This is a genomic window from Streptomyces phaeoluteigriseus (assembly GCF_001896135.2).
GTDB classification, from domain to species: domain Bacteria; phylum Actinomycetota; class Actinomycetes; order Streptomycetales; family Streptomycetaceae; genus Streptomyces; species Streptomyces phaeoluteigriseus.
In genome coordinates, this window is record NZ_MPOH02000002.1 from 204,360 (window position 1) to 227,656 (window position 23,297).

Consider the following 23,297-nt stretch of genomic DNA (forward strand, 5'->3'; position numbering starts at 1 on the left):
AGCGGTTGCGCCAGCCGGACGGAGCATGCAGACGAACGTTTCTCCTGAGGCCCCGTGGTACCCGCACAACGACCCGTGTACGCCCTTGTCCTTCGGGTAGGCCCGACGTACACGACAAGTGCGGTGGCCGGAGGGCAGCGGGTGTGGAGTGCGCGGGGGCTCCGACGACGACCGGCGGGAGAGCCGGGTGGCGCAGGCCAGGAGGGTCGTCGACGCGGTGGAGAGCCTCGTGGCCGACTGGCTCGCGACGGCGGAGGAGGCCACGCCCCGGCTGCCGCCCGCCAACTGCTGGCCCTGCGCACCCGTGCGGCACACCCCGGAGCTGAACCTGACCGCCCTGGCCGAGCGGCTCGGTGTGGGCCTGCCCACCGCGAGCCGCCTCTGCGACCGGCTGGAGGCGGCCGGCCTGCTCGAACGCGGCGTCCAGCCGCACAACCGGCGCGAGGTGCGGCTCGTGCTGACCTCCTACGGACAGCGTGTCCTCACGGACGTCACCGAGCGGCGCGTCCACCGCCTGGCGACGGTCCTCGAAGCGATGACCCCGGCGCGGCGCACCGCCCTGGAACAGGGCCTGTCCGGCTTCCAGCAGGCGCACACCGCCCACCACCGGCCGACGGCGCCCGCTGACTGACGGGCCGTCGGCGACCGACCCTCAGCCCGCCCGCACCGTCCCGCTGTCGATGTGGCACAGCAGCAGGCACACGTCGTCGTCGCGTTCGGAGTCGCTCAGCATCGGGTCCAGGATGCGCTCGGCCGCGCCGTCGAGGTCCGTGTCCAGCTCACCGGTGCCGAAGGAACCGAGCGCCCCCGCGAGCCGGTCGATGCCCGGGTCTATGCCCTGGGCGCGCCGCTCCACCAGGCCGTCGGTGTACAGCGCCAGCGTCGAGCCGGGCACCAGGGGCACGGTGTGGTCGGCGATCTCCTGGTGCAGCGGGATGCCCAGCATGGCCCCCGGCTTGGCGTCCAGCGTGCGCACCCGGCCGTCCGGGTCGCGCAGCACCGGCGGCGGATGCCCGGCGGCCGCCCACGTCAGCACCGGCTCGCCGGGCTGGAATCGGGCGATGACGGCGGTGGCGTACAGATCGGGCTGAAGGTGGTGCAGGAAGGTGTGCAGCCGGGTCAGCAGCATGCCGGGGCTGCCGCCGTCGACGGCGTAGGCTCGCAGCGCGGTGCGCAGTTGGCTCATCATGACGGCCGCGTGCAGTCCGTGCCCGGTCACGTCGCCGATGACGGTGATCAGGCTGCCGTCGGGCTGCCGGAACGCGTCGTACCAGTCGCCGCCGATGTTCAGCCCGTACGTCGCCGGCAGATAGCGGGCCGCCAGGCGCAGGCCGGGCGTGGTGGGCAGATCGGTCAGCAGGGCGCGCTGCAGCGTCTCGGCGATGTCCCGGTTGTGCTCGAAGCGGCGCGCGTTGTCGAGCGCGATGCTGGCCCGCCGGGTCAGTTCGATCAGCATGACGGCGTCGTCCGGGTCCCAGCGCTCGCCCGGCGGGGTCAGCGTCAACACGCCCAGGGGCGCGCGTCGCGTCGGCAGCGGGACGCACAGCAGCGGCCGGTCGGGATGCAGCGCCGACGGCGGCTGGTCGTCGACGCCGGGCAACCCGCCGGGGTGGTCGGCGGCGTACTGGGGGCGGCTGGTCCGGGCGGCGACCACCGCGGCCGCCGGGCGCGGAGCGGGCGACTGCGGGTCGCCCTCGGAGTCGAACAACCAGATGTCGACCGTGCGCGCGTACTCGGGCACCAGCAGCTCGGGCAGCCGGCGCACGATCTCCTCGTGGTTGAGGGACGCCGTCAGCACCGCGCTGGCGTCCGCGAGGAAGGTCAGCCTGCGCCGGGCGCGCTCCGCCTCCTGGCGGGCCGCGCGTTCCGCCGCGAACGCCTCGCGCTGGGCTCGTCCGGCCGCGTCCAGCTCGGCGTGCAGCGCCAGCACGCCCTGGTTGGTCTGGTGCAGCTCCTCCCGGTGGAAGGCGACCAGCTCCTCCTGTTCGGCGAGCCGGTCCAGCACCACGGCGGTGTCCTCGTCGGCGCCCAGGAGGGCCTCCGCGAGGACATCGGTGTCGTCCGCCACCCCGGCGGACACCGCGGGATCGGCCGGCTCGGGGCAGGGCACGGTGAGGTGCCACGGCGGCTCCGCGGTGGCGGGCAGCGGGGCGACCTCGACACGCAGGTGGCCGTGGCCGGCCTCCAGGCCGAGCCGCCAGCCGCCGCCCTTGGTCAGGCACTGGCGCAGCCGGCCGCTGAGCGCGGTCGCCAGCCGGGTCCGCTCCAGCGGCGCGACGCCGTAGGCGGCGGCCAGCCGCGCGGCGGCGATCCGGGCGCGCGCCGCGTCGGTGACGGTCGTGATCTGCCAGGTGCGCATCATGGGCGGTCCGGCGGGGTCGGGGACAGGACGGCCACGGCGGTGTCGTCACGCACCGGGCGGGCGGAACTGCTGGTGTCGCGCACGATCACCGCCGCGCTCACCGCGGGGTCGGCCGCCGCCGGCCGGAGGTCCGCGGGCGGTGCCCAGCGGCTGGGCAGCCCGTCGCTGTGCAGGACCAGCAGGCGGTCGGCCGCCCACGGCACCACGGTCTCCGGCAGCCTCGTGGGACTGTGCGCGCCCACGATGCCGGGCCGGGAGAGCAGATGACGCCAGGTGTCACCCTCGAGCAGCCGCGCTCCCACGTTGCCGATCCCGGCGAACCGCAAGCGCTCGGACGGTACGTCGAGCTGGGCCACCGCGACCGCGGCGCCCCGGGTGCCGCGCAGCGCGGTGTCCAGGCGGTGCAGGATCTCGGCGGGCGGGAGATGGGCGCTGCGGTGCGCCTCGTCCACGGCCGCCGTGGAGGCGCGGGCCGCTCGGGGCCGTGGCCCAGCCCGTCGGCGAGCATCAGGGTCAGCAGGTCACCGGCCCGCACCCAGGTCCAGGCGTCCCCCGAGCACGTGGCGCGGGCGAAGGGGATGTTCACCCCGCCGGCCCGCGCCGGTGCCGGATCGCGGGGGTCGGTCCGCGCGGCGGCACCGAGCCGGGCCAGCGCGACCGTGCCGCGCCCCGGGACGCTGTGCAGGTCGAAGCCGTCGCAGACCCGTCGGCAGGTTCCCAGCCCGGCGCCGAGGGAGCCCGCCGTGGAGAACCCATCGCCGAACGCGGTCGGCACGTCGGTCATGCCCCGGCCGTGGTCGACGGCCGCTATCTGTACGACGACCCCGCCCCGGCCGGCGGGCGGCGGGACCATGTCGACGAGGAGCTGCCCGCCGCGGGCGTGCTTGAGGAGGTTGGTGGCCAGTTCGGTCGCCACCAGCGCGGCGGCGGCCGTACGTTCCTCGTCCAGGCCGACGAGCGCCGCGGCCTCCTCCGCGGCGACGCGTGCGTCCCGCACCCGCGTCGAGTCGTGCACCGGCACGTCCCACACCCGGGGCATCAGGGTTCCTCGCGCTGCCGGGGCGTCCGGGTCGCCCAGGAGGTCACGGTGACCGTCGTACCGGTACCGGGCGTGGTGTCGATCGCGAACTCGTGCACCAGCCGCCGGGCCCCGCCGAGACCCATGCCGAGGCCCCCGCCGGAGGTGAAGCCGTCGCGCAGGGCCTGCTCCACGTCGGGGATGCCCGGCCCGGAGTCGGAGAACACCAGCCGCAGCCCCTGCACCCGGCCGTCGGTGAGCGGCACCGCCCGCATCTCGCCGCCCCCGCCGTACACAAGCGTGTTGCGGGCCAGTTCGCTGGCGGCGTGACCAGCTTGGTCTGTTCCACCAGGCCGAAGCCGAGTGCTGCGGCGGCCTGCCGCACATGCTGCCGTACCCACACCAGGTCCAGATCGGAGCGGATCGGCAGGCGGGCCTCGACGCCCGCGGCCGTCCCGCTCACCGAGGCTCCCGGCGAGGGCCGGGCGCCGCCGTGGCGTCCACCCGCCCGAGCAGTTCCAGGGCAGCCTCCGTGCTCAGCGCGGTCCGCAGGCCCGGCAGCGTCAGGCCCAGTTCCACCAGCGTGAGCGCGACCGCGGGCCGCATTCCGGCCACCACGGTCTGCGCGGCCAGCAGCCGGGCGTTGGCCGCGATCTCTGCCAGCACCCGCCCGAGGAAGGAGTCGACGATCTCGACACCGGAGATGTCGATGACCACGCCGGTCACCCGGCTGCGGGCGATCGCCTCCACGATGTCCTGCCGGAGCTGCTCCGCCGTGCCGTCGTGCAGTTCCCCCTGAAGGGTGACCAGCAGGATGTCGCCCAGTCTGAGCACCGGCACGATGGCCCCGCCGGCACGCGAGTAGTCGTCGTTCACCGTGGACCCGTACCGCCGGGCGTCGCCTGCACGATGCCGGCGCCCAGCTCGTGCAGGGCCCATGCCAGGGCGTCGGCGAGACCGGCCCGGGTGATGACGGTGCCGAGGTCGAGGCCGAGGTGGACGATGGTCTGCGCGATCGCGGGCCGGATGCCCGAGACGACGCACTCCGCGCCCATCAGCCGTACCGCCGCGACGGTCTTCATCAGGTGCTGCGCGACCAGCGAGTCGACCGTCGGCACGCCGGTGATGTCGAGGATCGCGTACCGGGCCTGCTGGTCGACGACCGCCTCCAGCAGGGTCTCCATCACGACCTGGCTGCGCGCGCTGTCGAGCGTGCCGATGAGCGGTACGGCGACGATGCCGTCCCAGAGCTTGATGACCGGCGTGGCGACTTCCAGCAACTGCATCTGCTGCCGGTCGATGAGGGACTGCACCTCCGTGAGCGCGGTCTCCATCACGACCAGCCGCAGGGTGCCCATCAGGACCGTCAGGGCCTCCGTGGACTCCCGGACACGGTCCGCCGGCGCGTCCGGCAGGTCGGCGACGAGCAGGTTCACCACGGGCGCCCGCAGCGCGTCCACCTCGCTGGAGACCTGTGCGCTGGACAGCCCGGACCGCGAACGGGCGGCCGCCATCCGCGCCAACTGCTCGCGCACGACCGTGAACCCGGCGCTGTCGGAATCCTCCACCCGCCCGGAGGCGGCGACCTGGGCGAGGGCGTCGACGACGCTCCGGCCCGCTTCCACCGCCTCGTCGCGCGAGACGGTGAACACCGCTCGGAACAGGGGTTCGTCGGCCCAGCGCTGGGCGATCTGCTCCCGGCGGCGGTTCAGGAAGGTCCCGACCTCGTCCGTCGGGCTTCCGTGCGGTGCGGCCGCTTCGTGCTCCGGCACTGCCTCACTCCTCGTCTGTGTCCTGCCGCCGTCCACGGGCCCCGGCCGGTGGAACGGCGTTCGACCTCCGTGGCGGCCGGACCTGCGCCGCGACACCTGTGCGGCGGAGCCTGTCACCCGCCCCGCTCACTCTCTTGCCCGCCCCGCACAGTTGTCAAATGGCAACTGTCGCACGGCCGGATCTAAGGGGCTTCGGGCGACTGCTGCGACCGGTCGATCAGCGCCAGGGCGTCGTCCACCTTGTCCGAGATGGGGACCGTGATACTGACCCCGGTGAGGTCCAGGACCCGGCGCACGGCCGGGGTCGGATCGATCACATGCACGCTGCCGGGCAGCTCTCGCGCCTCCTGGTACACGCGCAGGATGATGTTCATCCCGGACGAGTCCATGAACGGCACCGCCGACAGGTCCAGCAGGAAGTGCCGTCGGCCGTGGTGGAGCTGGTTCGCCAGATGGGCCTGGAACTCCGTCGCGGTGTCGAGGTCCAGATGACCCTCGACCGTGACCAGGGCCACGTCCTCGCGGGGCAGGGTGACCTCGACGGACAGCGGGTTCTGGGCGATGGACAAGGGTACCTCCGAAAACTGACGGTCCGGGCTTTCTGCTCCGGCGGGTGACCACGCTGCGCGGCCGGAGCGCAAGCGGTCGGGAGGCACACGGGCCTCGGCCCGTGCACCTCCCCATCCCACCTGCGGATCCCGACCTCGCATCGCGGACCACCGGATACCCCCGAACGCGACAGCCATGCGTCCTCGGCCGGGTGAACCCGCTAACTGAGCCTGATGCCCACGATGCAGGTGTCGTCGTCCGTGTCGGACCTGCTGTAGGTGAGCAGCCGGTCCAACTGCTGGTCCAGCGACGGCGCCACCGTGCGCGCCTGCCTCAGCAACTGCGTCAGGGACTCCTCCACCGACCGGTCCCGCCGTTCGATGAGGCCGTCGGTGTACATCAGCAACGTGTCCTCGGCCGCGAGCTCGATCTCCTCCTCCTCGTACGAGGTCTCCGGTACGACGCCCAGCAGCATCCCCTTCAGCAGGGGCATCGGAGCCGCGCTCGAGCCGCGCACCAGGACCGGCGGCAGATGGCCAGCCCTGGCCCATCGCAGGGTGCGCCGGACCGGGTCGTACAACCCGCACACCGCCGTCGCCGTGACGGCTCCCGTCAGATGGTGGGCGACGATGTTCAGCCAGGACAGCAGCTGGCCCGGCCCGGCGCCGGTCACGGCGAGCCCGCGCAGCGCGTTGCGCAGGACGACCATGCTGGTCGCCGCCTCGATGCCGTGCCCGGCCACGTCGCCGACGCACAGCATCACCAGCCCGGACGGCAGCACCACGGCGTCGTACCAGTCGCCGCCGACGAGTTGCTCCTCCTCGGCCGGCCGATAGCGGACGGCCACCTGGAGGTCCGCCACCTCCAGCGGCGCTCGCGTGGGCGGCATGATCGCGTGCTGGAGCTGAAGGGCCAGCCGGCTGCGCTCGCTGGCGTGCTGCTCGGTCTGGGCGAGCTGGTCGCGCGTGGCGGCCAGCGCCACCTCCGTCCAGTGCTGGGCGGAGATGTCCTGGTACGCGCCGCGTACGGCCACCAGCTGCCTGTGGGCGTTGAGGACCGGCTCGGCGACGATGCGCATGTGCCGGGTCACCCCGTCCGGCCGCTGGAGGCGGAAGGCGGCGGACGCCGGACGCCGGTGGTGCAGCAGAGTACGCAGGAAACGGCCGATGGAGACCGCGTCGTCCGCGTGGGCGTGGGCTCCCAGTTCCTCCAGCCGCACTGGGCGGCTCGACGGATCCCGCCCGTACAGCGCGAACAGCTGATCGTTCCACGTCGTCTCGCCCGTCAGCACGTCCTCCTCGAAGCCGCCGATCCGGCCGAGGCGTTGGGCGTGTTGCAACAGGCTCGCCAGCCGTGCCGTCTCGTCCTCGATGCGCCAGATGAGCAGCACACAGGTGCCGTGCCGGCTGATGCTCAGGTCCGCGACCGCCGACAGCGGCACCTCGTCGACCAGCGCGGTCAGGCTCATACGGCGGGCCCGGAACGGTTCGCCCGTGGCATGGACCCGCTCGATGCGCTGGAAGAGGTCGCTGCCGACCGCCGCCATCGGGTAGGCCTCCAGCAGCAGGGCGCCGTTGACCACGGCCCGCGGCCGGCCCGCCGGATCGAGGAAGTGGTCGTTGACGTGCTGGATGCGGAAGTCCACCAGCTGTCCCGCCTCGTCGACGAGCGGCACGAGAACCAGCGCCGGGTCGTGCAGACCGTCCGCGAGGTCCATCAGCTCGGAGGCGTCCGGCAGCACCCGCGGCTCCCGGTCGGCGACCTGGGCATGGGGATACACCTGGAGCGTGTGCGCGCACAGCTCCGCGAGAGCCTCCACCTGGCGTACGACCTGAGGCGGCTGCGGCTCCAGGAACGATGGCCAGGCGATCTCCAGGACACCGTGGATCCGACCGCCGGTCCCGGCGGGAACGGCGACCCGGCCACCTTCCGGATAAGCCTGTCGGCCGATGGTGGGCAGCCCGGTCTGCGCCAGCGAGCCGATCCACTGGCCCGCCAGCTCGGTGAGGCCGAGCCGGCCCACGGTGGCGACGTCCGGCGGGACGTAGTGCCAGCGGTCGGCCTCGACCGGGGCGAAACCGGCGCTTCCCGCGAGGGTGAGCGAACCGTCGGAGCCCGCCGACCAGATCGCCACCGCCACCGCGCCCAGTGGGCCCAGCGCGTGCTGGAGGAGGGAATCGGCGACGGCCTGCGTGTCCGGGGCCGCCAGCGCGCCGCTCTCGGCGGCCCGCAGCCGCACGGCCGCGGACTCGGCCGCCACGGACCCCGTGACGGCCGCCATGAAAGCGTCGGTCACCTCGGAGACCCGGTCCTTCGAGGCCCGGTTGATGACCTCCACCGCGAACTCCAGCGGCGTCACCCCCGCCTGCCGGGCCAGCTCGGTGAGCTGCCGGGCGGCCTCCGCGGGCCCGCAGCCGAGCCGCTCCACGAGGATCCCCTTGGCCAGTTCGACCAGCGCGCGGCCCTCGGCATCGGCCTGCGCCGCCCTCACCTCGCGCCGCAGCCGCTCGACGGTTGCCGCGAGGCGTCCCACGGGGGAGGGGGCGGCCTCCCGGCCGCCGGGCGTGCGGGGGTGTTCGTGCGCCGTGCCACCGGCGTCACCGGCCGCCTCCGGGGGTGGCGTGGCCGGTCCCGGAGGGCCGGCCCGGGCCCGGCGACGGCCAGGTCGCCGGAGGCCGGGTCGGCGGCGCGCTGCGCCTCCGTGGACGGTGTGGCCGGGCCCGGGGCCGACGCGACCGGTTGCGCGACGCGCGCCGTATCGGCGGGCGGCATCGGGGACGCGGCCGGCGTCGGCCGGGACGGGTCCTCGTTCCGCTCGGACTGCTGGTCGGACGTGTTCACGGTGCGATGACTCCTCGGCCGGTGCGCCTGGTGCTCGGACGGGCGGACCGCTCTCAGGCGGTCAGCCAGTGGCGGACACAGGACATGAGGTCATGCGTGTCGACCGGCTTGGTGACGTAGTCGCTGGCTCCCGAGGCGAGGCTCTTCTCCCGGTCGCCCGGCATCGCCTTCGCGGTCACCGCGATGATGGGCAGGTCAGCGTACTCCTGCATGGCGCGAATCCGTGCCGTGGCCGTGTACCCGTCCATCTCCGGCATCATCACGTCCATCAGGACCAGGGCGATGTCCGGGTTGTCACGCAGCGCCTCGATGCCCTCGCGCCCGTTCTCCGCGTGCAGCACCCGGATGCCGTGCAGCTCCAGGATCCCGCTGAGCGCGAACAGGTTGCGCGCGTCGTCGTCGACGACGAGGACCGTCCGGCCCACGACGGCGTCGTCGACGGGCGGCGGTGCCATGGGCTGAGGTTCGTCCTGGCGGACCAGGGCGAGGACGTCGCCGGGCTCCTCCGCGGACAGGTGCAGCGTGATGCGTTCACGCAGTTCGTCGAGGCTCGACAGGAACTCCAGCGGCCGGCCCGGTGACGCGGACCGGAGCGCCTCCTCCTGGGCGAGGTCCGCGCGCTGGCCGCTGTGCATCAGCACCGGCACGCTGCTCAGCGCCGAGTCGCCCTGGAGGGCCTCCAGGAAGCGGGAGGCCTCCGCGCCGGGCATCCCCAGATCCAGAACCACGCAGTGGCACGGCTCGGCGGCCAGCGCACCCGCCGCCTCCTGCGCTCCGACAGCGGTGACCACGTCGACCGGGGGGCGGCGGGGCACCGTCCTCCCGGCCGCCCGCCAAGTCGGCCACCACGCTCTCGGCGACCAGCGTCAGCAGTCCGCGCGGCCGTTCCTCCACGACCAGCAGCCGACGCGGACGCCGGGCCGTACCGGACGCCCTGGGCAGGCTGATGGGGTGCGAGGTGTCCGCCGGGGAGCCGGAGCCGACACCGGGGCCCACCGGCCGGCCGGTGCCGAGCACCTCCTCGAAGTCCCCGCGCGCCACCGGCAGGTACAGCGTGAACGTACTGCCCTTGCCGGGCGCGCTGTCCACCGTCACCGCGCCGCCGAGCAGATGGGCGATCTCCCGGGTGATGGACAGTCCGAGGCCGGTGCCGCCGTACTTGCGGCTCGTGGTGCCGTCGGCCTGCTGGAAGGCCCCGAAGATGGTCTCGAGTTGCTGCTCGGGGATGCCGATGCCGGTGTCCCTCACCCGGAAGGCCACCACCGTGCCGCCGTGGACCACGCCCTCGGGCACCGCGTCCGCGGCCGCCGGCTCGATCCGCAGCTCCACGCTGCCCTCCTCGGTGAACTTCACCGCGTTGGACAACAGGTTGCGCAGCACCTGGCGCAGCCGGGAGTCGTCCGTCAGCAGATCCGCCGGAGCGCCGGCGGCCGTGCTGATGGTGAACTCGAGACTCTTCTGCGTCGTCATGGGCCGGAACGTCGCCTCGACGTACTCGATGAGCTGTCGCAGCGGCACCCGCTCCGGAGAGACGTCCATCTTGCCCGCCTCGACCTTCGACAGGTCCAGGATGTCGTTGATCAGCTGGAGCAGGTCCGACCCCGCGGAGTGGATGATGCCCGCGTACTCCACCTGCTTCGGCGTCAGGTTGCGGGAGGGGTTCTGCGCGAGCAACTGGGCGAGGATCAGCAGGCTGTTGAGCGGGGTGCGCAGCTCGTGGCTCATGTTGGCCAGGAACTCCGACTTGTACTTCGACGCCAGCGACAACTGCTGCGCCCGCGCCTCCAGCTCCTGCCGTGCCTGCTCGATCTGGAGGTTCTTCGCCTCGATGTCCCGGTTCTGCGCCACGAGCAGCGAGGCCTTCTCCTCCAGTTCGGCGTTGGAGCGCTGCAACTCCTCCTGCTGGGACTGCAACTCCGCCGACCGGGCCTGGAGTTCGCCGGTCAGCCGCTGGGACTCGCCGAGCAGCTCGTCGGTGCGGGCGTTGGCCACGATCGTGTTGACGTTGACCCCGATGGTCTCCCTGAGCTGTTCGAGGAAGTCCCGGTGGATCTCCTTGAACGCGGTGACCGACGCCAGCTCGATGACCCCGAGCACCTGCCCCTCGAACAGGATCGGCAGCAGCACCAGCGCGCTGGGCTCCACCTGACCGAGGCCCGAGGAGACGATGACGTACCCGGCGGGCAGTTCGTCGACCATGATCGTGCGCCGGCTGCGCGCGGCCTGGCCGACGAGGGAGCGGCCGAACGGGATACGGGTCGGGCGGGAGTCGTCGTCGGGGTAGCCGTAGGCACCCACCAGCCGCAGCTCCGGCCCCTTCGCCCCCTCCTCGGCGAGGTAGAAGGCCCCGTACTGGGCCGCGACCAGCGGCACCAGCTCGTCCATGATCAGCTCCGCCACCACGGGCAGCTCGCGGTGCCCCTGCATGAGCCCGGAGATCCGCGCGAGGTTGGTCTTGAGCCAGTCCTGCTCCTGGTTGGCGAGCGTGGTCTCGCGCAGGGACCCCACCATCGAGTTGATGTTGTCCTTGAGCTCGGCGACCTCGCCGGAGGCCTCGACGGTGATCGAACGGGTCAGGTCGCCCTCGGCGACGGCGCTCGTCACCTCGGCGATCGCCCGCACCTGGCGGGTCAGATTGCCGGCCAGCTCGTTGACGTTCTCCGTGAGGCGCTTCCAGGTGCCGGAGACACCCTCGACCTCCGCCTGCCCGCCCAGGCGTCCCTCGGTGCCGACCTCGCGGGCGACGCGGGTGACCTCGTCGGCGAAGGCGGAGAGCTGGTCGACCATCGTGTTGATGGTCGTCTTGAGTTCCAGGATCTCGCCGCGGGCGTCGACGTCGATCTTCTTCGAGAGGTCACCCTTGGCGACCGCCGTCGTCACCAGGGCGATGTTGCGCACCTGGCCGGTGAGGTTGTTGGCCATGGAGTTGACGTTGTCGGTGAGGTCCTTCCAGGTGCCCGCCACGTTCGGCACGTGCGCCTGGCCACCGAGCCGGCCTTCCGTCCCCACCTCGCGGGCGACACGGGTGACCTCGTCCGCGAAGGCCGACAACGTGTCCACCATGGTGTTGATGACATCGGCCAGCGCGGCGACCTCGCCCTTGGCCTCCACGGTGATCTTCTGCGACAGGTCGCCGCGCGCCACCGCCGTGGCCACCTGCGCGATGGAGCGCACCTGGCCCGTCAGGTTCGACGCCATGACGTTGACGTTGTCGGTCAGGTCCTTCCAGGTTCCGGAGACGCCCCGGACCGTGGCCTGCCCGCCGAGGTTGCCCGCCGTGCCGACCTCGCGGGCGACGCGGGTGACCTCGTCGGCGAAGGCGGAGAGCTGGTCGACCATCGTGTTGATGGTGTTCTTGAGCTCCAGGATCTCGCCGCGGGCGTCGACGGTGATCTTCTGTGACAGGTCGCCCTCGGCGACCGCCGTGGCCACCTGGGCGACGTTGCGCACCTGGGCCGTCAGATTGCCCGCCATGAAGTTCACCGAGTCGGTGAGGTCCCGCCAGGTGCCCTTGACGCCCTTGACGTCGGCCTGCCCGCCCAGGCGTCCCTCGGTACCCACTTCGCGGGCGACGCGGGTGACCTCGTCGGCGAAGGCGGAGAGCTGGTCGACCATCGTGTTGATGGTGTTCTTGAGTTCCAGGATCTCGCCGCGGGCGTCGACGGTGATCTTCTGTGACAGGTCGCCCTTGGCGACGCCGTGGTCACCTGGGCGACGTTGCGCACCTGAGCGGTGAGGTTTCCGGCCATGAAATTGACCGAATCGGTGAGGTCCCGCCAGACACCGGCCACGCCGGGCACCTGCGCCTGCCCGCCGAGACGTCCCTCGGTGCCGACCTCGCGGGCGACGCGGGTGACCTCGTCGGCGAAGGCGGAGAGCTGGTCGACCATCGTGTTGACGGTCTCCTTCAACTGAAGGATCTCGCCGCGTGCGGGCACGTCGATCTTCTGTGAGAGATCGCCCTTGGCGACCGCCGTCGCCACCTGGGCGATGTCGCGCACCTGGGTCGTCAGATTGCCCGCCATGGCGTTCACGGAGTCCGTCAGGTCGGCCCACGTGCCCGACACCCCGGGCACCTCCGCCTGCCCACCGAGGGTCCCCTCGGTTCCCACCTCGCGAGCCACGCGCGTGACCTCGGAGGTGAAGACGGAGAGCTGGTCGACCATGCCGTTGAACACGGTCGCGATGTCGCCCATGAGGCCTTCGCCGTCGGCGGGCAGTCGGGTGCCGAAGTCACCGTCCCGTACGGCGGTCAGGCCGGCCAGGAGCTGTCTGAGCTCCTGATCGCCCGGTACCGTGTCGGCGGCCTCGGTGGCGTTGCTGGTCATGCGTACCCTCGTTCCGCTCCCCAGGAGCCCCCGGCGAGGGCTCGGAACCGGGCCGCCCCCACGGGGAGACGGCACCGCATGTCGTGTGTGCATTTCCGCAGTTCACGGATGTGCGCGATGAGATAAATCCGCCGCAGGCTAACCCATACGCCTGCGGCGGAACAAAATGTCGCGTCACGTGGTGCGCACACGGGATTTACATGGTGCGCACCGTGCATACACGATCGGAAACGGGGTACTCGCCTTCCTTTTCCCGCCGTACGGGAAGTCCTGTCAGGCGACCTCGGAACCCAGCAGGCCGAGCCGAAGCCGCGCCACCATGCGGCTGATGAGCCGCGAGACGTGCATCTGCGAGATACCCAGCTCCTGGCCGATCTCCGCCTGCGTGCGCTCCTCGACGAACCGCAGATGCAGGATCCGCCGCTCCCGCGCGTCGAGCTGGGCGATCAGGGGCGCCAGGGAGTTGAAGTCCTCGACGAGTTCGAGAGCCGGCTCCTCCACGCCGATGAAGTCGGCCAGCACCGACTCGCCGTCCTGGCCGCCGTCGGAGGTGAGAGCCGCGTCGAGCGAGGCGGAGGTGTAGCAGTTGGAGGCCTTGCGCGCCTCGATGACCTCCTCCTCGGACAGCGACATCAGCTGCGACAGCTCCCGCGTCGTGGGCATCCGGCCCAGCCGCGTCTGCAGCTCGTCCGTAGCGCGGGCCAGTTCGACCCGCGCCTCCTGGAGCCGGCGCGGCACGTGGACCGCCCAGCTGGTGTCGCGGAAGAACCGCTTGATCTCGCCCACAATGTACGGCACGGCGAACGAGGTGAACTCGACCTCCCGGGCCAGGTCGAACCGGTCGATCGCCTTGATCAGCCCGATCGTCCCGACCTGGACGATGTCCTCCATCGAGTCGCCCCGGCCGCGGAACCGGGAGGCCGCGTAGCGCACCAGCGAGAGATTCATCTCGATCAGCGTGTTGCGCACGTACTGGTGCTCGTGCGTGCCCTCCTCGAGGACGGCCAGCCGGTCGAAGAAGGGGCGGGAGAGTTCCCGCGCGTCCCGCGGACTGACCGCGGTGGGCACCTCGACGACCGGAACCCCTCCCAGCAGGTCGTCGGTGGCCTGCCGCCCTGCAGTGGCCGTTCGTTCCTGTACCGTCACGGCCTTCATTGCGTTCACTCCGTTCGTCGGGGCCCGCCGAACTGCGGGGGGACGGCGAGCCGTTCGATGACGCAGTCCGTCTGCCCCCGCTTCCCCGACTCATGCCGCGACGGACGCACGACCGCCTTCCGGTGTGTGAACGAGCCACGGTCCACGGCGGCACGAAGCACGCCGAATGCGGGCGCGGCGGCCGGGTATCAGGTGCTGGGGAACCCGAGAAGGGAGCAGCGTGACCATCGACACAATCTGGTCCTATCCGACGGACAGCGGGCATGCCGGGGGACAGGACCTCACGGGGTACGGGGTGATCGCGACCGACGGCACCCTGGGGCACGTCGAGCGCGAGGACGGCCACCACGGGATGTGGCACCTGGTCGTCGACACGGGAGTCTGGCTGTTCGGCAGAAGTGCCGTCGTCCCGGTGGGCGTCGTGACGTCCGTCGACGGAACCGAGCGGCGGATATCCCTCTCCTGCACGGTGGACGAGGTCAAGGAGGCACCACGCTTCCGGACCGACAGCGAGACCATGGACCCCGCCTATCTGACCGCCGTCGCCGACTACTACCGGCGGCTCACCCCGCGCGGGACCACGACCGCCTGACCGGAGCGGTGCCCGTGCCATGAGGTGTGCCCGTGCCATGAGGGGAGCGCGACTCGCGCCCGCCCGAGCGGGCAGCGCCCGGTGGCGACCGTCGCCGCGGCACGGGACCACGTCCGCCCGCGGGGTGGTCGACGCCTGCCGGCAGGCGGCGGCCCGGCCGACCGATGGCGGGACGTCGTCGACCTGCCGCTCGCCGCCGCCGTGCCGGTCGCCCGGGCCGTCCGGCACGGCGGCGGCCTGGCGGGTTTCGAGACGGAACCGGCGCGCGCGAGAGGGGTCCGGCCGGAGGTGCACGCCCACGGCGACGTCGTCCCCGACGCGGCGTACGGCCTCTCCCACCCCCCCCTCGCGGCAGCGGCTACGGCCGACCCCAGCCGCTGGTCATCCGGCCGGCCCGCGACATCCGCATCGGCCCACGCCGCTCGGGCGGGAGGGTGATCCGCGGCTTCGTCCCGATCCGGACCGACAGGGCCGTCAGGACCGGGGCACCTCGATGCGGACCCCGGACCGGTGAACAGCACCCCCGGGGTCACCACGGGAGAAAGACGTGCACGTCCTTGCCCTCGGCCGCGGAGACCACGCTCACCTGGCTGCACAACGTGTGGATCAGATGCCAGCCGATACCGCCGCCCCCCGCGTCGGGGTGGAAGGGCCGCGGAGCCGGCGCCGTGGGGTTGGTGTCGTGCAGCGTCACATGCACCCCGTCGAAGGTCGGGCGCAGTTGCAGCACGAAGGGGCCGGGCGCGTACTGGACCGCGTTGGAGGCCAGCTCGGTGACGATCAGCACGATGTCGTGCCAGCACTCGGGCGCCGCGGGCGGGGTCGCGCGGGCGAGTGTGCGGAGGAACTCCTCCGCGGCCACTCGCGCGCCCGTCACGTCCTGCGGTTCACCCGCGAAACGGGCGGTGCGGCCCGGAACCGCCAAGGAGGCCGGTGAGTCGTTACCACGGGGCTCGGTTGCCATGTCGTCGTGCGGCCCTCTGTCGCCGGGACCGTCGTCCTTTCTCGTGCGGCTCTCTCGTCGCCACTCCACAGGGTTCCCTGGGCGGCGCGACCTACGCGTCCGGCACCGGGCGACCGGACCCGGTCACAGCGGGCGACCGGGTACTCACCCGGCGTGCCCGTGCCCTGACGGCCCGTCACCGGAACACGTCGTCAGAGTCGTCCCAGCTCAGCACCTCGGGAGGGGCGGTCTCCCGGGGGACCGCGCGCGGGCCTGGTACATGGCCTCGATCTCCGCCGCGTAGTGCCGCACGATCGTGTCGCGGCGCAGCTTCATCGACGGCGTCAGCAGACCGTTGGCCTGGTTGAACGGCTCCGCCAGCACCCGGAAGACCCGGATCGACTCCGAGCGGGACACCGAGCTGTTGGCCGTGGCCACCGCCCGCCCGATCTCCTCCCGCAGGGCGTTCTCCTCCCGCGCCTCCCGGCTGGAGCTGTCGCCCCCGTGCAGCGACGGCAGGTTGCGCCGCCAGTGCGCCAGGAACTCCGGGTCCAGTGTGATCAACGCGCCCACACAGGGCCGGTTGTCGCCGACGACCACGGCCTGTTGGACGAGCGGGTGCAGCCGCAGCCGCTGCTCCAGCGCGGTCGGGGCCACGCTCTTGCCGCCGCTGGTGATGATCACGTCCTTCTTGCGGCCGGTGATGGTCAGATAGCCGTCGTGGTCCAGGTGGCCGAGGTCTCCGGTGGCCAGCCAGCCGCCCCACAGCGTGGCCCGGGTGGAGGCGTCGTCGTTGACGTAGCCCTGGAACAGCGACGGGCCGCGGACCAGGATCTCCCCGTCGTCGGCCACCTGGATCTCGGTGCCGGGCAGGGCCTGCCCGACGGTCCCCGTCCTCTCCCGGCCGAGCGGCTGCATGGTGATTCCGCCGCTGGTCTCCGTGAGGCCGTAGCCGTCGTGGACGTAGATGCCGATGCCCTCGTAGAACAGGGACAGGTCGGGGTGGAGCGGCGAGCCGCCCGAAGTCCCGCGGTGCACTCGGCCTCCCAGGGCGGCGCGGAGTCTGCGGTACACCGTCCGTTCGAACAGGGCGTGCTGGAGCCGCAGGTCGAAGCCGGGGCCCGAGCCGCGGCCGAGCCGCTGCCGTTCGACGGCCGCAGCGAAGTCCCGGGCGGTCCCGGCGGCCCGCTCGAACAGCGCGCCGCGGCCCGCCTCCTGGGCGGCACGCAGGAAGTTCTTGTAGATCTTCTCGAAGACCGACGGGACCCCGTACAGATAGGTCGGACGGAAGGTCCGGAGCGCCTCGGAGAGGGCCTCCGCGTTCATGTCCGGCTCGTGGCCCATCAGGATGCCGCCGCGCAGGCACAGCCCCTGGACCATCAGGCCGTACACGTGGGAGAACGGCAGGAAGGCGAGGACCGACGGCTGCTGTCCGGGCGGTGCCGCGGTCTTCCCCCAGCCGGCCAGCAGGGTGTCGCAGGGCGAGGCGAGACTGCGGTGGGTGAGCGCGCAGCCCAGGGGACGCCCCGAGGTGCCGGAGGTGTACGCGATCACCGCGGTGGAGTCCGGCAGCACGATCCGGCGCAGCGAGTCGACGGTGGTCTGCGGGATCACCTCGCCGCGCCGCGTGAGGTCGTCGAGCGCCCCCGCGTCGAGCTGCCAGACGTGCCGCAGGGTCGGCAGGGTCGCGCACACCGACCCCACCGTCATGACGCTCTGCTCGTCCTCGACGACCACGCCCACGCAGCGCGCGTCCCGCAGGATCCATTCGACCTGGTCGCGGGAGGACGTCGGATAGACGGGTACGACCTCGGCCCCCACCGCCCAGAGGGCGTAGCTGAGCACCGTCCACTCGTAGCGGGTGCGCGCCATGACCGCCACCCGGTGGCCCGGCGACACCCCCGAGGCGATCAGGCCCTTGGCCAGGTCCACCACCTCGTCGCGCAGCTCGACGGCCGTCACCTCCTCCCACGGTCCGGAGGGAACGGACCGGCGCGCGAGCACGGGCAGGGTCGGGGTGCGTGCGGCTGTCTCGAAAACGCTGTCGGCGAGCCCTCCGGTCAGGGGCGAGGCGGCTGGGGGAGCGAGGGCGACGTCGCGCATGCGCTGCTCCTGACAGGTACGGGGTGTGACTCCGCCGATGAGGACAGTTATCGACGGTGGTCGAATGTAGCCCAGGCGGGACCGCTTGTGGCCGGGAACAGATAACTATTCCGCGTTGACGATCTCGGCGGCGGACTGTTGGTGAACCGTGGGTTCGGGGACTCGGAGAACATGACATACATCAACCCCGACCCCGATCCCGAGAACACCACCGGACTGGAACCGGGCGGCGGCGTACCGCCGGGCGAGACCCCGCCCGGCGAGAGCAGCATGCCCGGGGCCGGACCCCAGGAGACGACCCACAATCCCCCCAAGGGCTGGGCCAAGGGCCCGCTCATCCTGATCCTCGGCCTGACCGTACTGGTCGCGGCGTTCTTCCTGGCCTACGCCCTGATCCTCATCTTCTGACGAAGGGCTTGCTGACCAAGGGCTTGCTGGCCAAAGGCCTGCTGACCAGAGGCCTGCTGACCAAAGGCCCGCACTGCAGGCTCACCACAGGACCTGCTCACCACGGGGGAGCGGCGGGAGACGTCAGCCCTGTGTGTGCCGCACGCACGCGGTGACGACGTCGCGCAGGCTGCCCGTGCGCTCCCACGTCTCCCGCTGCACCATGGCCCCGTTGCCGTCCCGCAGCAGACGGGAGCAGGTCTCCCGGACCCGTTCCAGGTCCCCGCTGTCGGCCAGTGCCTCCGCCACATGATCGAGCAGGGCCCGCACCACCGCCTCCGCGGGCGCGTGCCGCATGGTCGCCGGGTGCAGCAGATCGCCGGTCAGCCCGGACTTGGCCGCGCGCCAGTTGGCCAGCCGCAGCAGGCTCACACTGTGGTCCACCGGCTCCTCGCCGGCCTTCCACTCGCGGGCCGCCGTCTCGACGAGCCCGCGCACCAGCGTGGCCACGAGCACGGCCGTGTCCGCGTGCAGACAGACGTCCGCGACCCGGATCTCCACCGTCGGATAGCGGGCCGACAGCCGTGCGTCGAAGTAGACCATCGCCTCGTCGAGGATCGTGCCGGTGGCCACCATGTCCGCCACCCGCTGGTGGTAGCGCTCCGCCGAACCGAACAACTCGGTCGGACCGGCCGACGGCCAGCGCTGCCACACCCGGCTGCGATAGCTGCTGTACCCCGTCTCCTTGCCCTGCCAGAACGGCGAGTTGGCGCTCAGCGCCGACAGCACCGACAGCCACGGACGGATCCGGTCGACGACCGCGACGCCCTCCTCGTCCGACTCGACCGACACATGGACGTGGCAGCCGCAGACGAGCTGCTCACGGGTGGCGATGCCGTACTGCTCCGCCATCCACTGGTAGCGCCGGTTCATGCCGATGGAGGGGCGCACCGGCAGCGGCGACGTCGCCAGCGCCGCCACCGTGCACCCGATCTCCCCGGCGTGCCGGGCCGCCTCCGCGCGTATGCGGACGATCTCCTCGGCGAGTTCGTCCATCCCCGACTGCGGATGGGTGGCGAACTCCAGCATCTGGTCGTGCAGTTCCTTCTCGAAGACCTGTTGCTCCGCCGAGTCCCGAGCGGCGCGGGCGAGAACCGCGGCGGAGCGCGCCTGCGGTTCTCCGGACTCGGGGTCTACCAGGAGGAGTTCCTCCTCCACTCCGACGGTGCGCACGTGATACAGCCCTTCTCTGGCAGGTGGTACGCATGCGACTGCCCCGTCGGAGTCGGTTCACACGGACGTGGGCGTCAGCCACACCGTCGCGAGAGGCGGCAGGGTGAGGCTGATCTCCCCGTTCTCCGGCTTGATCCCGTCGAACACCCGCACATCGCTGCCGCCGTACCGCATGTCGTCGGTGTTGAGGGCCTCGTACCAGACGGGGATGTCGTCCGGTACGGCCATCCGGTAGTCGTGCCGGACGACGGGGGAGAAGTTGCTGACCGCGAGCAGGGGCACGCCCTCGGCGTCGTAGCGCAGGAACGCGAAGACGTTGTCCTCGGCCGCGTCGCAGAGGACCCAGCGGAAGCCGCCCGGGTCGGTGTCCCGCTGCCACAGGGCCGGGGTGGCGCGGTAGCGCGTGTTGAGGTCGCGCACCAGATCGCGTACGCCGCGGTGGTCGGCCTCGGCGGCGTAGCCCTCGTCGAGCAGCCACCACTCGGGGCCGTGTGCCTCGGACCACTCCGCGCCCTGGGCGAACTCCTGCCCCATGAAGAGGAGCTGCTTGCCGGGATGGGCCCACATGAAGGCGAGGTAGGCGCGGTGGTTGGCCCGCCGCTGCCACCAGTCGCCGGGCATCTTCGACACCAGCGCCTGCTTGCCGTGCACGACCTCGTCGTGCGAGATGGGCAGGACGTAGTTCTCGCTGTAGGCGTACACCATGGAGAAGGTCATCTCGTGGTGGTGGTACTTGCGGTGCACCGGCTCCTTGGCGATGTACTCCAGCGAGTCGTGCATCCAGCCCATGTTCCACTTCAGCCCGAACCCGAGGCCCCCGCTCTCGGTCGGCCGGGTCACCCCCTCCCAGGCCGTGGACTCCTCGGCGATGGTCACGACGCCCGGGTTGCGGCGGTAGACCGTCGCGTTCATCTCCTGGAGGAACGCCTTCGCGTCCAGGTCCTCCCGGCCGCCGAACGCGTTCGGCGTCCACTGTCCGGAGTCCCGCGAGTAGTCGAGGTAGAGCATGGAGGCGACGGCGTCCACCCGGAGCCCGTCGATGTGGAACTCCTCGCACCAGTACACCGCGTTGGCGACGAGGAAGTTGCGCACCTCGGTGCGCCCGAAGTCGAACTCGAACGTCCCCCAGTCCGGGTGCTCGGCCCGCTGGGCGTTCCCGGGCTCGTACAGCGGGTCCCCGTCGAAGCGGGCCAGCGCCCAGTCGTCCTTGGGGAAGTGCGCCGGCACCCAGTCCACGATGACGCCGATGCCCGCCCGGTGCAGCGCGTCCACGAGGTGCTTGAAGTCGTCGGGCGTGCCGAGCCGCGCGGCCGGGGCGTAGAACCCGGTGATCTGGTAACCCCAGGAACCGGAGAACGGGTGCTGGGCGACCGGCATGAACTCCACGTGCGTGAACCCGAGGTCGTTGACGTACGCCGGCAGCACATCGGCGAGCTGACGAAACGTCAGACCCGGTCGCCAGGAGGGCAGATGCACCTCGTACACCGAGAACGGCGCCGCATGCACCGGCACGTCCCCCCGGTGCGCCATCCACTCGGCGTCGCCCCACTCGTAGTGCGAGGCGTGCACGATCGACGCGGTGTCCGGCGGGACCTCCGCACACCGGGCCATCGGGTCGGCCTTGAGGAAGCGGTGTCCGTGGCGCGAGGTGATCTCGAACTTGTACCGGGTGCCCTCACCGACTCCGGGCAGGAACAGCTCCCACACCCCGGACGAGCCGAGGGAACGCATCGGGAACGCGGTTCCGTCCCAGTACGTGAAGTCCGCGGCGACCCGCACTCCCTGGGCGTTCGGCGCCCACACCGTGAACCGAGTGCCGGCCACGCCCTGGTGGGTCATCGGCTCGGCACCGAGCGCCTTCCACAGCTGCTCGTGCCGGCCCTCCCGGACGAGGTGCAGATCGAGATCGCCCAGCGCGGGCAGGAACCGGTAGGGATCGTGCACCTCGGTCTCGTCGCCCTCGTACGCCACCAGCAGCGTGTAGGCCGGGATCTCGGCCAGCGGCAGGACCGCGGCGAAGAGACCGTCGCCCTCCGACACCAGCGGGGCTGCGCCGCGTCCACCAGGCACGGCGACCGAGCGCGCGAAGGGGCGCAGCGCCCGGAACAGGATGCCGCCGGGCACCGGGTGCGCGCCCAGCAGGGCGTGCGGGTCGTGGTGCGCGCCCGCCAGCAGGCGCCCCCGGCTCGGCGGGGTCGGAGCGCGGGCGCGCCGGCGGGCGGGGCGGGCCGACGCGGGCGGAGAGGTGTCACGCAGAGCCATCGGTCAGCCTCCTCGGACGGCGAGTCGTTCGATCGCCGCCATGGGTACGGGTAGCCAGTCGGGACGGTGCCGTGCCTCGTACAGCACCTCGTACACGGCACGGTCGGTTTCGTAGGCACGCAGCAGCGCGTGCTTCTTGCGGGGGTCCCAGCCGGCCCCGTCCGCGTAACCGGCGCAGAACGCCTCCCGGCAGCGGCGGGCCCACTCGGGACGCCAGGGGCGGCGCTGCCGGGCGGCGTAGTCGAACGAGCGCAGCATGCCCGCGATGTCGCGGACCGGGGATTGCGCGCTGCGCCGCTCGGCCAGTGGTCTGGACGGTTCGCCCTCGAAGTCGATGACGAACCACTCGCGTCCGGCGTGCAGCACCTGCCCCAGGTGCAGATCGCCGTGGACGCGCTGGGCCGGCGGTCCCGGATCGCAGGCGGCGAGCGCGCCGAAGGCGGTGGTGAGCCCGGGGACGTACGGGCGCAGCGCCGGCACGTGGTGGGCGGCGGCCTCCAGCCGCTCGGTCATCCCGGCCGCCGTCCGGGCGTTGTCGCCGAGCGGCCCGACCGGGAAGGCCGCGGCCAGCGCCAGGTGCACCTCCGCGGTGGCCCCGCCCAGCGCGTAGGCCTGCGGGGTGAAGTCCTCCCCACGGGCGAGGGCGTCCAGCGCCAGCGTCCAGCCGTCGGAGGCGTCGGGCAGGAACGGCTGGAGGACACCGAGCGTCGCCTCCTGCGGATGGGTCGTGCGGTACCAGGCCACGGGGGCCGGCACCCGGCCGCACCCCTGTCCGGCGAGTGCGACCGGCACCTCCAGGTCCGGGTTGACTCCGGGCTGCACGCGCCGGAACACCTTGAGGATGAAGGCGTCTCCGTAGACCAGCGAGGTGTTCGACTGCTCGGCCTCCAGCAGCCGGGGCGCCAGCCCGGCCGGTACGTGGACCGACGGGTCGGACTCGAAGGACAGCGGACCGAGCGGTCCCGGATGCCGCATGCGCTCCAGCAGAAGGTGCGCCGACCGCGGGTCCTGCAGCGCGTCGTGCACGGTGAGTCCGGCCAGCGCCCCCGTCTCGACCCTGCCGATCAGGGCCCGGCCCAGCCGGGGCGACAGATGCTCCTGGATGCCGAGGAGCAGCTGGTAGCAGTCCCCGGGAGGGGGAGTGCCGCCCGGGGAGGGCACGCCCGACTGGCCGGTCTGCACCAGCAGATGCAGACAGCCCGGATACAGCTCCGTCATGGACAGCAGACGCAGGTCGTTGAGGGGCCGGTCCTTGCCGGCGAACCAGCGCTGCCGGGGCAGCCACTCGCGCAGCAGTGCCCCGAGCGTCCCGGTGGAGCGGACGCCGACGACACCGCCCGCGCTCAGAGGTGCGGTCTTCTGCATGGTGACGCGTCCTTCCCTCGGCGCACGCTCACAGGCGCCGGCCGACGCGGGATGCGGCTCGGGCGAGCCGGAACCAGTAGAAACCGTGTCCCGCGAGGGTGAGCAGGTAAGGCAGTTCACCGATCGCGGGGAAGCGGACCCCGCCGAACAGCTCGACGGGGTGGCGGCCGTCGAAGCGACGCAGGTCCAGCTCGGTGGGCTGGGCGAAGCGGGAGAAGTTGTGGACGCACAGGACCAGGTCGTCGTCCCCTCCCTCCTCTGCCGAGGGGGCCTCGCGCAGGAAGGCGAGGACGGCCGGGTTGGAGGAGGACAGCTCGGTGTAGGAGCCGAGGCCGAAGGCGGGGTTCTGCTTGCGGATCTCGATCATGCGGCGGGTCCAGTGCAGCA

The 23,297-nt window shown here is 72.2% G+C and carries 15 protein-coding genes and 4 pseudogenes; 4 read left to right on the forward strand and 15 right to left on the reverse strand.

All coding sequences use genetic code 11. The features are described 5' to 3' along the window. Positions 1-187: 187 nt before the first annotated feature. Positions 188-631 carry a MarR family winged helix-turn-helix transcriptional regulator gene (locus tag BM536_RS01505; protein WP_094102423.1) on the forward strand — a complete coding sequence of 148 codons (444 nt, stop codon included), beginning with the start codon at positions 188-190 and terminating at the stop codon, positions 629-631. A gap of 21 nt (positions 632-652) precedes the next feature. Here the strand turns inward: BM536_RS01505 and BM536_RS01510 are convergent, their stop codons facing one another. From BM536_RS01510 to BM536_RS01555, 9 genes and pseudogenes are all read right to left on the reverse strand, one after another. Next, positions 653-2,362 (reverse strand): PP2C family protein-serine/threonine phosphatase, encoded by a 1,710-nt coding sequence (locus BM536_RS01510; protein WP_094102392.1) that lies wholly within the window; start codon positions 2,360-2,362, stop codon positions 653-655. After that, positions 2,359-3,401, reverse strand: a pseudogene (locus BM536_RS01515) (anti-sigma regulatory factor). Before BM536_RS01515 ends, BM536_RS01510 begins: the two are co-directional and overlap by 4 nt. Continuing rightward, positions 3,401-3,843: pseudogene (locus BM536_RS01520) on the reverse strand (anti-sigma regulatory factor). Before BM536_RS01520 ends, BM536_RS01515 begins: the two co-directional pseudogenes overlap by 1 nt. Further along, positions 3,840-4,256 (reverse strand): STAS domain-containing protein, encoded by a 417-nt coding sequence (locus tag BM536_RS01525; RefSeq protein ID WP_073493466.1) that lies wholly within the window; start codon positions 4,254-4,256, stop codon positions 3,840-3,842. The pseudogene BM536_RS01520 and the gene BM536_RS01525 overlap by 4 nt, the downstream one beginning before the upstream one ends. Further along, the gene (locus tag BM536_RS01530) at positions 4,253-5,152 is read right to left on the reverse strand and encodes an STAS domain-containing protein (RefSeq protein ID WP_094102393.1); all 900 of its coding nucleotides are present in this window, start codon (positions 5,150-5,152) and stop codon (positions 4,253-4,255) included. Before BM536_RS01530 ends, BM536_RS01525 begins: the two co-directional genes overlap by 4 nt. 182 nt (positions 5,153-5,334) lie before the next feature. Then, complete coding sequence (locus BM536_RS01535) at positions 5,335-5,721, reverse strand: STAS domain-containing protein (RefSeq protein ID WP_073493464.1); 387 nt, start codon at positions 5,719-5,721, stop codon at positions 5,335-5,337. Positions 5,722-5,921: 200 nt separating this feature from the next. After that, positions 5,922-8,234 (reverse strand): SpoIIE family protein phosphatase, encoded by a 2,313-nt coding sequence (locus tag BM536_RS01540; protein ID WP_094102394.1) that lies wholly within the window; start codon positions 8,232-8,234, stop codon positions 5,922-5,924. A gap of 361 nt (positions 8,235-8,595) precedes the next feature. After that, a pseudogene (locus BM536_RS01550) lies at positions 8,596-12,870 on the reverse strand (hybrid sensor histidine kinase/response regulator). A gap of 273 nt (positions 12,871-13,143) precedes the next feature. After that, entirely contained in the window at positions 13,144-14,025 is an 882-nt protein-coding gene (locus tag BM536_RS01555) for an RNA polymerase sigma factor SigF (protein ID WP_079275008.1), read from the reverse strand. A 220-nt stretch (positions 14,026-14,245) separates the two neighbouring features. Here BM536_RS01555 and BM536_RS01560 point away from each other — a divergent pair, with 220 nt between their 5' ends. Beyond that, positions 14,246-14,617, forward strand: a complete 372-nt coding sequence (locus BM536_RS01560) for a hypothetical protein (RefSeq protein ID WP_094102396.1) — start codon at positions 14,246-14,248, stop codon at positions 14,615-14,617. A gap of 81 nt (positions 14,618-14,698) precedes the next feature. Beyond that, complete coding sequence (locus tag BM536_RS01565; RefSeq protein WP_094102397.1) at positions 14,699-15,055, forward strand: hypothetical protein; 357 nt, start codon at positions 14,699-14,701, stop codon at positions 15,053-15,055. A 91-nt stretch (positions 15,056-15,146) separates the two neighbouring features. On the opposite strand, the gene BM536_RS01570 is transcribed toward BM536_RS01565, so the two are convergent. Both BM536_RS01570 and BM536_RS01575 read right to left on the reverse strand, forming a co-directional pair. Beyond that, entirely contained in the window at positions 15,147-15,581 is a 435-nt protein-coding gene (locus tag BM536_RS01570; protein WP_073493459.1) for an ATP-binding protein, read from the reverse strand. 175 nt (positions 15,582-15,756) lie between these two features. Then, positions 15,757-17,663 (reverse strand): annotated as a pseudogene (locus BM536_RS01575) (AMP-dependent synthetase/ligase). A 171-nt stretch (positions 17,664-17,834) separates the two neighbouring features. Between BM536_RS01575 and BM536_RS01580 the strand changes: the two are divergent. Beyond that, entirely contained in the window at positions 17,835-18,071 is a 237-nt protein-coding gene (locus BM536_RS01580) for a DUF6480 family protein (protein ID WP_073493482.1), read from the forward strand. A gap of 123 nt (positions 18,072-18,194) precedes the next feature. Here the strand turns inward: BM536_RS01580 and BM536_RS01585 are convergent, their stop codons facing one another. The 4 genes from BM536_RS01585 to BM536_RS01600 form a co-directional block, all read right to left on the reverse strand. Further along, entirely contained in the window at positions 18,195-19,283 is a 1,089-nt protein-coding gene (locus tag BM536_RS01585) for a glutamate--cysteine ligase 2 (protein ID WP_073493457.1), read from the reverse strand. Between the two features lie 57 nt (positions 19,284-19,340). Then, positions 19,341-21,545, reverse strand: coding sequence for a 1,4-alpha-glucan branching enzyme (glgB, locus tag BM536_RS01590; protein ID WP_094102398.1), 2,205 nt, complete (start codon positions 21,543-21,545; stop codon positions 19,341-19,343). A 3-nt stretch (positions 21,546-21,548) separates the two neighbouring features. After that, entirely contained in the window at positions 21,549-22,910 is a 1,362-nt protein-coding gene (locus BM536_RS01595) for a maltokinase N-terminal cap-like domain-containing protein (RefSeq protein WP_094102399.1), read from the reverse strand. A 28-nt stretch (positions 22,911-22,938) separates the two neighbouring features. Further along, a partial coding sequence (locus BM536_RS01600) for an alpha-glucosidase C-terminal domain-containing protein (protein ID WP_211362800.1) occupies positions 22,939-23,297 on the reverse strand: 359 nt, incomplete at its 5' end.